We start from the raw sequence: 10,760 nt of genomic DNA, 5'->3' as shown, positions 1-10,760 counted from the left end.
TTTCATCCTGCCTCTTAAGGACAAATCTGCCTACCGCTTCTTAAGATTTGTCTTTCATTCTGCCTCTTAAGGACAAATCTGCCTACTGCTTCTTGAGATTTGTCTTTCATCCTGTCCCTTAAGGACAAATCTGCCTACCGCTTCTTGAGATTTGTCTTTCATCCTGCCTCTTAAGGACAAATCTGCCTACCGCTTCTTAAGATTTGTCTTTCATTCTGCCTCTTAAGGACAAATCTGCCTACTGCTTCTTGATATTTGTCTTTCATACTGCATTTTAAGGACAAACCTTCCTACTGCTTCTTGAGATTTGTCCTTCATCCTGCATTTTAAGGACAAACCTTCCTACTGCTTCTTGAGATTTGTCCTTCATCCTGCCTGTTAAGGACATATCTTCCTACCGCTTCTTGAGATTTGTCCTTTATCCTGCCTCTTAAGGACAAACCTTCCTGCTGCTTCTTGAGATTTGTCCTTCATCCTGCCTGTTAAGGACATATCTTCCTACCGCTTCTTGAGATTTGTCTTTCATCCTGTCTCTTTATAGGAAAAACTGGACATAAAAAAGACCCCCAACCAAATTGGTTGAGAGCCTTTGAAAGTTTGAAGATTAACGCTTTGAGAACTGAGGAGCACGACGCGCACCTTTAAGTCCGTATTTCTTACGTTCTTTCATACGTGGGTCACGAGTTAATAGACCTGCACGCTTTAATGTCGGACGATATTCAGGATCAACTGTAAGTAATGCGCGAGCAATACCATGACGGATTGCGCCCGCTTGACCTGTATATCCACCGCCGCTTACGTTTACAAGAACATCGTAGCTGCCTGTTGTTTCAGTAGCTACTAATGGTTGGTTAACAACCATACGTAAAGCTGCAAATGGGATATATTCTTCGATGTCACGTCCGTTAATTGTAATTTTACCTGTACCTGGAACTAAGCGCACGCGTGCGACAGAGCTCTTACGACGACCAGTACCAATATATTGAACTTGTGCCAAGTTAATTCCCTCCCTCTTTATTAACCGCGAAGTTCGTAAACTTCAGGTTGTTGTGCTTGGTGCGGATGTTCGCTGCCAGCATATACGTGTAATTTTTTGAACGTTTGACGGCCAAGAGAATTCTTTGGAAGCATACCTTTAACAGCAAGCTCGATCATTTTCTCAGCATAGTTTGTACGCATTTCAAGAGCAGTTCTAGTTTTTAAACCACCTGGATGCATAGTGTGACGGTAGTAGATCTTGTCAGTTAATTTCTTACCAGTTAATTCAACTTTAGAAGCGTTAAGAATGATAACATGATCACCAGTGTCAACATGTGGTGTAAAAGTTGGTTTATTTTTACCACGTAAGATTGCTGCTACTTCAGAAGCAAGACGTCCAAGAGTTTTGCCTTCAGCATCAATCACGTACCATTTACGCTCGATATTGTTGGCGTTAGCCATAAACGTTGTACGCATGAAATTCCCTCCTAATTTAAATCCATAAAGATTATTTTTTCGCACCTTCATAAGCGGTTATCGTTTGTTCTGTTCCGGGAATAAACGACAATGCCATTGTGCGGTCAATTTATAAGTTCATATATTTTCAATCACGATGAAGACTTTCCGGGGCTTTATCGTGGGATTAAAAACACAACCATATAATATAATAAGTTCTTTAGAGCTAAAAGTCAAGAAAATGTTACACTAGGATGAGTTGTTTACTTTTTTTATTTTAATAAAATACCTTCCAAAGATACAAACCTTGTCCTGGTGCGGTTTTTCCAGCATAACGGCGATCCTTTTTTTCTAGAATCTCCACTATTTCCTCTGGCTGCCGCTTCCCTGAACCAACCTCTATTAACGTTCCTACTAAAATTCGAACCATATTATATAAAAATCCGTTTCCTATGAAACGAAAGCTAATACGTTCCCCGTCTTGTAATAATTCAATGGTCTCAATCGTTCTTACCTTATCCTCTACTTCTGTTCTTGCTGAACAAAAACTAGAAAAGTCATGTGTCCCAAGCAAATAAATAGACGCTTTTCGCATCAAAGCTAAATTTAAAGGAAAAGGATAATGAAAAGCATAATTCCGTTGAAATGGATCCCTTTTCTGGGATTGATATAGAAAATAGCGGTATTCTTTCCCGCTGGCATCGAACCTTGCATGAAAGGTAGAATCCGCTTTTTCAACAGAAATAACGGATATATCCTCAGGCAGCATAGAATTTATGGCTACTTCCCACTTTTCTGCAGGAAGGGACAATGGCGATTCAAAATGAATCACCTGACCTTTTGCGTGGACTCCAGCATCTGTTCTTCCCGAAGCAGCAATTTTCACATGGCTGCCCTTATGAATTTTAGCCAAGACGGCCTCTATTTCGCTTTGAACAGTTCGTTTATTAGGTTGAACCTGATATCCGGAGAATCCAGAACCATCGTAGGAAATAATGCATTTATATCGATTCATTTCAAGCTCCATTATGAACGTAATAGGATTAATAAAATCGTAAGAATAGCGAGAATTAAAAGTTGGAGTGTGTCAGCAAGTTTCCAGCTCAATAGACGATATTTTGTCCTTCCTTCGCCCCCACGGTACCCTCTTGCTTCCATGGCAATGGCAAGCTCTTCAGCACGCTTAAAAGAGCTAACAAAAAGGGGAATTAGTAAGGGAATGACTGCTTTAATTCTTTCTTTCACTGGACCGCTTGAAAATTCCACTCCTCGAGCAATTTGTGCCTTCATAATCTTGTCAGTTTCTTGCATAAGGGTTGGAATAAACCGTAATGAAATAGACATCATTAGGGCCATTTCATGTACGGGAAAGCGGACTTTTTTCAATGGGTTTAACAGGGTTTCCAGCCCATCCGTTATTTCTATTGGCGTTGTCGTTAATGTAAGCAAACTGGTCATCAAAATTAAGAAAAAGAATCTCATCGAAATAAAAATCCCCTGTCTGACTCCTTCTTCATAAATCTTTATTGGACCAAACTCATACAATAAACTTCCTTCTTTTGTAAAGAACACTTGTAAGAGTAAAGTAAACAACACTAACCAGAGAACTGGTTTTAGACCAGCATATAAAAAACGAAAGGGAATTCGAGACAGGCCAAGCATTAAAAAAGTATAAATACCAATTAGTGCATAGGTAAAAAAGTTGTTTGCAAGAAAGATGACACATACGAATAAGAAAATAATAATAAGCTTTGACCGAGGGTCCATTCGATGAACTAGACTTTCTGCAGGAACATATCTCCCAATGATCATTTTTTCCATCATACTGGTGCACCTCTTAACAATTCTGTAACTGCAGAAGAAAGCTCCTCAATTGAAAGATAGGTGGCCCCTAGTTTAACCCCCAGCTTTTCTTCTATACTTCGTTGAAAACGGACAACTTCTGGTACATCTAGACCCATTTCAACTAGCTCAGAAACGGACGAAAAGATTTCAATAGGTGTTCCCTGTTTTACAACATGTCCTTGCTGCATAATAACAATTTGGTCAGCGTACTTAGCTGCATCCTCCATACTATGAGTTACCAGTATGGTAGAAAGGTTTCTCTCTTTATGAAGTGAATAAAACATATCCATAATCTCTTTGCGACCACGAGGATCTAAACCAGCAGTCGGCTCATCTAGAACGAGACAGTCGGGCTCCATAGCAAGAACTCCTGCAATAGCAACTCGACGCATCTGACCGCCAGACAAATCAAAGGGAGACTTTTCTAATATCTCCTTGGACAACCCAACTTGTTGTAAAGCAAGCCGAGCCCTTTCTTTTGCATCTGCCTCTGAAACACCAAAATTCATAGGGCCAAAAATAATATCTTTTTCAACGGTTTCCTCAAATAGTTGATGCTCTGGAAATTGAAAAACAATCCCGACCTTTTGTCTAATCTGTCTTAAATTCTTATTTTTCTGCTTAGCTTTGACTTTATGGTCCCCAATCACTACGGTTCCTTCAGTTGGAAGCAGCAGGGCATTTAAATGTTGTAATACTGTAGACTTTCCAGAACCAGTATGACCTATTAACGCCATATATGTTCCTGTTGGGATTTCAATAGACACATCTTTAATGGCTAAACGTTCAAAGGGAGTGTTAGCCTGATAACGGTACTCTATACTTTGGAGCGAAATGTCCATAGCTCATTCACCAACTCTTCTTCCGATAAATAGTGCTTCGATAAGTCGATCCCTTTTTCACGAAATGCATTACTCATTTTAATAGAAAAAGGTATATCTAGCCCAAGATGAATCAATTCATCATCCATTGAGAATATTTCCTCTGGACTACCCTCTCGATATACTTTCCCTTGATTCATCACAATAATTCTATCAGCTTTAGCTGCTTCTTCTAAATCATGTGTAATAGAGATGACAGTTAGAGACTTCTCTTCCTTTAAAGTTCGAACTGTTTCTAAGACTTCCCCTCTGCCTTTCGGATCGAGCATCGATGTTGCCTCGTCAAGAATAATGATTGAAGGTCTCAAGGCAAGAACGCCAGCGATCGCAACCCGTTGCTTTTGCCCGCCGGATAGATGGTGCGGCTCTTGATTAAGAAAATGGTCCATTTTGACTTTCTTTAAAGAATCTTCAACCCTTAAGATCATATCATCCCTTGGAATTCCATGGTTTTCTAAACCAAAAGCCACATCATCCTGCACAGTTGTACCCACAAACTGATTATCAGGGTTCTGAAAGACCATTCCTAATTTTTTTCTTATCTCCCAAATAGACTCTTCTGTTAATTTAATTCCACAAACAATAATTTCGCCGTTCTGCGGAAATTGTAAACCATTTAAGAGCTTTGCCGTAGTTGATTTACCTGATCCATTATGACCGACAATGGCTAACCATTCACCTTCATGGATGTCAAAGCTTACATCCTGAAGGGCATAGCTGGGTTGGTTCTCATATTGAAAAGACACATTCTTTAAAGAAACAATTGAATCCCTCATAAAACTTCTCCTCTCAACTCACCTATTCATACTTTTCTATGCCAGCTTCGAAGAATACAAAAAAAGCCTGCACCTCGCCCCTCAGGCAGAATGACGAGTAAATTCTGCCGTTTAAACGGGATTTCTTAAAAGAAATGGGAGGAGGTGCATGAGCTAGACGAGTCGTGAAAAAGATAGGTAAAAGGCTTACATTCATCTTTCCAAGGAGAAATCGGATTCTCCTGCAAGTGCCCTTCTTAATAAGGGTCACGCTCATCATAACGCTCTTTTTGGCTTGGTTCGTTTGTTATATAAAGTTTATCTTACAGAAAAAGGGCTCAAGAACAAGTTTGTAACTAAACTGTCCAGCGCCCTTGTTGTCTGTTAAAGGTATTAAACTAACTCGATAATTACCATTGGTGCACCATCGCCGCGGCGTGGTCCAAGTTTCATAATACGAGTATATCCACCTTGGCGCTCTGAATAACGAGGAGCGATATCAGTGAAAAGTTTTTGAAGTGCATCTTGACCTTTTTCAGCATCAGCAACTTCATTACGTACGTAAGAAGCAGCTTGACGGCGAGCATGTAAGTCACCACGTTTGCCTAAAGTGATCATTTTTTCAACAGTACCACGAAGTTCCTTCGCGCGAGTTTCTGTTGTTTCAATGCGCTCATTGATAATTAAATCTGTAGTTAAATCACGAAGCATAGCTTTACGCTGTGCGCTTGTGCGTCCTAACTTTCTGTATGCCATGAAGGGTTCCCTCCTTTGTTGAAGTCATTAAACGAATTAGTTTTAAAGTAGAGATGAACTATTTAGTCATCTTTACGTAAGCCTAATCCAAGCTCTTCTAGTTTCGCCTTCACTTCTTCGAGTGATTTGCGGCCTAAGTTACGAACTTTCATCATATCTTCTTCAGTTTTATTAGCTAGTTCCTGAACAGTGTTGATTCCTGCACGCTTTAGGCAGTTATATGAACGAACTGATAAATCAAGTTCTTCGATCGTCATTTCAAGGACTTTTTCTTTTTGATCCTCTTCTTTTTCGATCATAATCTCAGCATTTTGAGCTTCATCAGTTAAACCAACGAAAATATTTAAATGCTCAGTTAAAATCTTTGAACCAAGAGCAATAGCTTCTTTTGGCCCTGTGCTTCCATCTGTCCAAACATCAAGCGTTAGCTTATCATAGTTTGTCATTTGACCCACACGAGTATTTTCTATCTGATAGGACACACGAGAAACTGGAGTGAAAATAGAATCAATTGGAATTACACCAATTGGCTGATCTTCACGCTTATTTTGCTCAGCTGGTGTATAACCACGACCACGCTTAGCCGTTAAACGCATGCGAAGATGTCCACTTGAAGCCAATGTAGCAATATGAAGATCTGGATTTAAAATTTCAACATCACTATCATGAGTAATGTTTCCAGCTTTAACAGGACCTTCACCCTGAACATCAATCTCAAGAGTCTTTTCTTCATCAGAATAGATTTTTAAAGCTAATTTTTTAATGTTTAATATGATGGATGTTACATCCTCTACGACGCCTTCAATTGTTGAGAACTCATGAAGTACCCCATCGACCTGAATCGATGTAACAGCGGCACCTGGGAGTGAAGATAAAAGGATACGACGTAAGGAGTTACCCAAAGTGGTACCATATCCACGCTCTAGTGGCTCTACGACGAACTTCCCGTACTTGGCATCATCGTTGATCTCAACCGTTTCGATTTTTGGTTTTTCTATTTCGATCATCAAATAACCCTCCTTCAAAACGTCGAAACCTCGACTAGTAATTTACTAATCGAAATTCCCCCATGTATACGTTCCCGTTTTGTGCACAACAACTGGAATAATTCTTCTGTATGAACGGAAAATATTAGTATCATATCCCATTATAGACAGGGATACAAATTCTATACAGAAAAATTAAACACGACGGCGTTTTGGTGGACGGCATCCGTTATGAGGAACAGGAGTAACGTCTTTAATAGCTGTTACTTCAAGACCTGCAGCTTGTAGCGCACGAATTGCAGCCTCACGACCTGCACCAGGTCCTTTAACTGTAACTTCTAAAGTCTTCATACCATGTTCAATAGATGTCTTAGCTGCAGTCTCAGCAGCCATTTGTGCTGCGAATGGAGTAGATTTACGAGAACCTCTAAAACCAAGCGCACCAGCACTAGACCAAGAAATTGCATTACCATGTACATCAGTAATTGTTACGATTGTATTGTTAAATGTTGAACGGATATGTGCAATACCTGATTCAATATTCTTTTTAACACGACGTTTACGTGTATTAGTTTTACGTGCCATTTAAATAACCTCCTTTGCCGATTACTTCTTCTTGTTCGCAACAGTCTTACGAGGACCTTTGCGTGTACGAGCGTTGTTTTTCGTGTTTTGTCCACGAACCGGTAAACCACGACGATGACGTAATCCGCGGTAGCAGCCAATCTCCATTAAACGCTTAATGTTAAGAGAAATTTCACGGCGAAGGTCACCTTCAACTTTTAATTTGTCGATGATATCACGGATTTTGTTTAATTCGTCTTCTGTTAAATCACGCACACGAGTATCTTCAGAAACACCAGCTTCTGCTAATACTTTTTGTGCAGTATTTTTACCAATACCATAAATGTAAGTTAAAGAGATAACTACACGTTTTTCACGTGGAATATCTACACCAGCAATACGTGCCATTAGTTAGCGCACCTCCTTCAAGATTAACCTTGTTTTTGTTTATGTTTAGGGTTTTCACAGATAACCATGACTTTACCGCGTCTACGGATAACTTTGCACTTTTCGCAGATCGGCTTAACAGATGGTCTTACTTTCATTATCCTAACCTCCTTAGTAATACGGAGTGCAAGCAACTATTTAAAGCGGTAAGTAATTCTTCCGCGTGTTAAGTCATATGGAGAAAGCTCAACAGTAACTTTGTCACCCGGAAGGATGCGAATGAAGTGCATTCGGATTTTACCAGAAACATGAGCTAGCACGGTATGACCATTTTCTAATTCTACCTTAAACATTGCATTTGGCAAAGTTTCTAATACTTTACCTTCAATTTCAATAACATCATCTTTGGCCATTAATTCGTCTCCCTTCTCATTTCAATTATTACATTCGAAAATGTATCGCAAATACTTTTCTTACGTACAAAACAATAGCAACCTTTTAATATTAACATAATGTTCGTCTTCTGTCCGCAAGTATATTCTACATTGGATGGAATTTCAAATTCCACATGTAAGTCTTGCCCAACTCTCGGTCCTACATACTCCGTACAATAGAAAAGCAATTTACATCCACATACTTTTGAAGCTTATTGAAGAGATGTTCGAGAGTCGATCTACGAATAAACTAATGGCCATTAACGTAAGTCCCCGACCAACTGCTGGATATCAGCAAATACCTTATTAATATCTTGCTGGCCATCAATTGTGCGCAGGTAACCTTTAGTCTCATAGAAAGTAAGCAATGGTTCTTGTTGTTTGATGTTGACGTCTAATCGATTTTGAACTGTTTCAGCATTATCATCTGCTCTTTGATAGAGCTCACCGCCACATTTGTCGCAAGTTCCCTCTTTTGCAGGAGGATTAAATACTAAATGATATGTTGAGCCGCATTCTTTACAAATACGACGACCTGTCAAACGATCCATTAAAATACTTTTATCTACATTTATATTAATTACATAGTCAATCTTTTTATCTAAATCAGACAATAGATTTTCCAATGCTTCTGCTTGAGGTACCGTTCTAGGAAAGCCATCAAGTAAAAAGCCATTTTTACAGTCATCTTTACTTAACCGTTCACGAACAATGCCGATTGTTACTTCATCAGGAACAAGTTCGCCTTTGTCCATGAAAGACTTAGCTTCTAATCCTAGTTCTGTTCCTTCTTTCATCGCTGCACGGAACATATCTCCAGTAGAGATATGAGGGATGCCGTATTGTTCGACGATTTGTTCGGCTTGAGTACCTTTTCCAGCACCCGGAAGCCCCATTAATACTAAATTCACACGTGTTCCCCCTCGTGCTATTTATTGGTTTAGGGAACATATGTCCCCGAAACCATTTATTTTATAAAGCCTTTATAATGACGTTTAACTAGCTGCGCTTCAAGCTGTTTCATCGTATCCAGTGCAACACCAACCACGATTAGCAAGCTTGTTCCCCCAATTTGAGCTGATTGCGGTAAATTCGCCACATTAATAAAAATGATCGGCAGAATCGCAATAACTGTTAAGAAAAGAGCACCTACAAAGGTTAAACGATATAATACGCGCGTTAAGTATTCCTGTGTACTCCTGCCCGGTCTAATACCTGGGATATAGCCGCTTTGCTTTTGTAAGTTTTCAGCAGCTTGTTCAGGATTAACCTGAATAAATGCATAAAAATACGTGAAAGCAATAATCAGTGCAGCATATAAAGTCATTCCAATTGGGTGGGAATAATCAAATACCCTTGTAATCCAAAGAGTCACATCATTAGTTGGAAAAAAAGAGGCAACAGTTCTCGGCGTTACAATAAAGGAAACTGCAAAGATTACAGGAATAACACCAGCAGCATTAACTTTTAACGGCATATGAGTGGATTGTTGTGCCCCTGCATTACGTCCGTTAGTAGCTCTTTGTTTCGCATACTGGATTGGAATTTTTCTTGTTGCTTGTTGAATGAAAATAGTACCTACAACAATCGCAATTACTGCTAAGAGAATTAAAAGAACCGTAACAATACGGAGGAATAATTGCTCACCAGCATTTTCAAACTGCTGTACATAAATCTGATTCACTGTATTAGGTATACTTGCAACAATACCAGCAAAGATGATAATGGAAATTCCATTTCCAACACCCTTTTCAGTAATTTGCTCACCTAACCACATCAAAAATGAAGTACCAGCCGTTAGAACAACCGCTATTAATAGATAAGTACCAATTCCTGGGTTATTAATCAATTGACCACTCGCCATATTATTAAAGCCATAAGACATACCTAAGGCTTGGATAAAGCCGAGAACAATTGTGAAATATCGTGTAAACTGAGCTAACTTTCGACGTCCAGCGTCTCCTTGCTTTGACCATTCCGTAAATTTCGGAACTACATCCATTTGTAAAAGCTGAATAATAATGGAAGCAGTGATGTAAGGCATAATACCCATAGCAAGGATGGAGAAGTTTTGCAACGCTCCACCACCAAAGGTATTTAAGATCCCAAATACACTTAATTTATCTTGTGCTGCCAAAATTTCAGCATTTACATTCGGAACAGGAATAAAACTGCCTAGTCGAAATACGATTAACATTAAAAGAGTAAATATAATTTTTCTTCTAATTTCAGCCACGCGCATAAAATTGGAGATTGTCTGGAACATTAGATCACCTCAGTAGTTCCACCTACAGCTTCAATTGCTTCTTTGGCAGTAGAGGAGAATTTATGAGCTTTAACTGTAAGTTTTTTCTCTACGTTCCCTTTTGCAAGAATTTTAATTCCTGCTTTTTCGTTCTTAACTAGACCAGTTTCAATTAGAAGTTCTGGAGTAACTTCTGTACCCTCTTCAAACTGATTAAGAACATCAAGGTTTACAATCGCAAATTCTTTACGGCTGATGTTTGTAAAACCACGTTTTGGTAAACGACGGAATAAAGGTGTTTGACCACCCTCGAATCCAAGACGGACACCGCCGCCGGAACGAGCATTTTGACCTTTATGACCTTTACCAGCAGTCTTACCTTGACCAGAACCGATACCGCGTCCTAAACGTTTACGTTCTTTACGAGAACCCTCAGCAGGCTTTAGTTCATGAAGTTTCATATTGGCACCTCC

General features: G+C 39.4%; 15 protein-coding genes. All 15 read right to left on the bottom strand.

The annotated features are described in order from the left end of the window. Window positions 1-604: 604 nt before the first annotated feature. A complete protein-coding gene (gene rpsI, locus F4694_RS30525) occupies window positions 605-997 on the bottom strand; it encodes a 30S ribosomal protein S9 (protein ID WP_034676157.1) in 393 nt (130 codons plus the stop codon). 20 nt (window positions 998-1,017) lie between these two features. Next, window positions 1,018-1,455 (bottom strand): 50S ribosomal protein L13, encoded by a 438-nt coding sequence (rplM, locus tag F4694_RS30520; protein WP_045516499.1) that lies wholly within the window; start codon window positions 1,453-1,455, stop codon window positions 1,018-1,020. Between the two features lie 256 nt (window positions 1,456-1,711). Further along, the gene (truA, locus tag F4694_RS30515; RefSeq protein ID WP_179603650.1) at window positions 1,712-2,449 is read right to left on the bottom strand and encodes a tRNA pseudouridine(38-40) synthase TruA; all 738 of its coding nucleotides are present in this window, start codon (window positions 2,447-2,449) and stop codon (window positions 1,712-1,714) included. Between the two features lie 11 nt (window positions 2,450-2,460). Next, the gene (locus tag F4694_RS30510; RefSeq protein ID WP_179603649.1) at window positions 2,461-3,258 is read right to left on the bottom strand and encodes an energy-coupling factor transporter transmembrane component T family protein; all 798 of its coding nucleotides are present in this window, start codon (window positions 3,256-3,258) and stop codon (window positions 2,461-2,463) included. Further along, entirely contained in the window at window positions 3,255-4,121 is an 867-nt protein-coding gene (locus F4694_RS30505) for an energy-coupling factor ABC transporter ATP-binding protein (RefSeq protein ID WP_179603648.1), read from the bottom strand. Before F4694_RS30505 ends, F4694_RS30510 begins: the two co-directional genes overlap by 4 nt. Beyond that, window positions 4,097-4,936 carry an energy-coupling factor ABC transporter ATP-binding protein gene (locus tag F4694_RS30500; protein ID WP_179603647.1) on the bottom strand — a complete coding sequence of 280 codons (840 nt, stop codon included), beginning with the start codon at window positions 4,934-4,936 and terminating at the stop codon, window positions 4,097-4,099. The genes F4694_RS30505 and F4694_RS30500 overlap by 25 nt, the downstream gene beginning before the upstream one ends. 372 nt (window positions 4,937-5,308) lie before the next feature. Continuing rightward, window positions 5,309-5,671 (bottom strand): 50S ribosomal protein L17, encoded by a 363-nt coding sequence (rplQ, locus tag F4694_RS30495; RefSeq protein WP_179603646.1) that lies wholly within the window; start codon window positions 5,669-5,671, stop codon window positions 5,309-5,311. Window positions 5,672-5,733: 62 nt separating this feature from the next. Beyond that, entirely contained in the window at window positions 5,734-6,678 is a 945-nt protein-coding gene (locus F4694_RS30490) for a DNA-directed RNA polymerase subunit alpha (RefSeq protein ID WP_045516506.1), read from the bottom strand. A 174-nt stretch (window positions 6,679-6,852) separates the two neighbouring features. After that, window positions 6,853-7,242 (bottom strand): 30S ribosomal protein S11, encoded by a 390-nt coding sequence (gene rpsK / locus F4694_RS30485; RefSeq protein WP_024027886.1) that lies wholly within the window; start codon window positions 7,240-7,242, stop codon window positions 6,853-6,855. A gap of 21 nt (window positions 7,243-7,263) precedes the next feature. Further along, complete coding sequence (gene rpsM, locus F4694_RS30480; protein WP_026565543.1) at window positions 7,264-7,629, bottom strand: 30S ribosomal protein S13; 366 nt, start codon at window positions 7,627-7,629, stop codon at window positions 7,264-7,266. Window positions 7,630-7,652: 23 nt separating this feature from the next. Next, window positions 7,653-7,766 (bottom strand): 50S ribosomal protein L36, encoded by a 114-nt coding sequence (gene rpmJ, locus F4694_RS30475; RefSeq protein ID WP_000868344.1) that lies wholly within the window; start codon window positions 7,764-7,766, stop codon window positions 7,653-7,655. A 36-nt stretch (window positions 7,767-7,802) separates the two neighbouring features. Continuing rightward, on the bottom strand, window positions 7,803-8,021 hold the full coding sequence (infA, locus tag F4694_RS30470; RefSeq protein ID WP_034676129.1) for a translation initiation factor IF-1: 219 nt from the start codon (window positions 8,019-8,021) through the stop codon (window positions 7,803-7,805). 281 nt (window positions 8,022-8,302) lie between these two features. Further along, window positions 8,303-8,953: an adenylate kinase gene (locus tag F4694_RS30465; protein ID WP_179603645.1), complete on the bottom strand. Its 651-nt coding sequence runs from the start codon at window positions 8,951-8,953 to the stop codon at window positions 8,303-8,305. A 56-nt stretch (window positions 8,954-9,009) separates the two neighbouring features. Then, the gene (gene secY / locus F4694_RS30460) at window positions 9,010-10,308 is read right to left on the bottom strand and encodes a preprotein translocase subunit SecY (protein ID WP_179603644.1); all 1,299 of its coding nucleotides are present in this window, start codon (window positions 10,306-10,308) and stop codon (window positions 9,010-9,012) included. Next, on the bottom strand, window positions 10,308-10,748 hold the full coding sequence (gene rplO, locus F4694_RS30455) for a 50S ribosomal protein L15 (protein ID WP_034676123.1): 441 nt from the start codon (window positions 10,746-10,748) through the stop codon (window positions 10,308-10,310). The genes secY and rplO overlap by 1 nt, the downstream gene beginning before the upstream one ends. Window positions 10,749-10,760: the final 12 nt, after the last annotated feature.

It is taken from the genome of Neobacillus driksii (assembly GCF_013409995.1).
GTDB classification, from domain to species: Bacteria; Bacillota; Bacilli; order Bacillales; family Cytobacillaceae; genus Neobacillus; species Neobacillus driksii.
The sequence above is the reverse complement of the archived record's forward strand: the minus strand, read 5'-3'. Positions and strand labels throughout refer to the sequence as shown.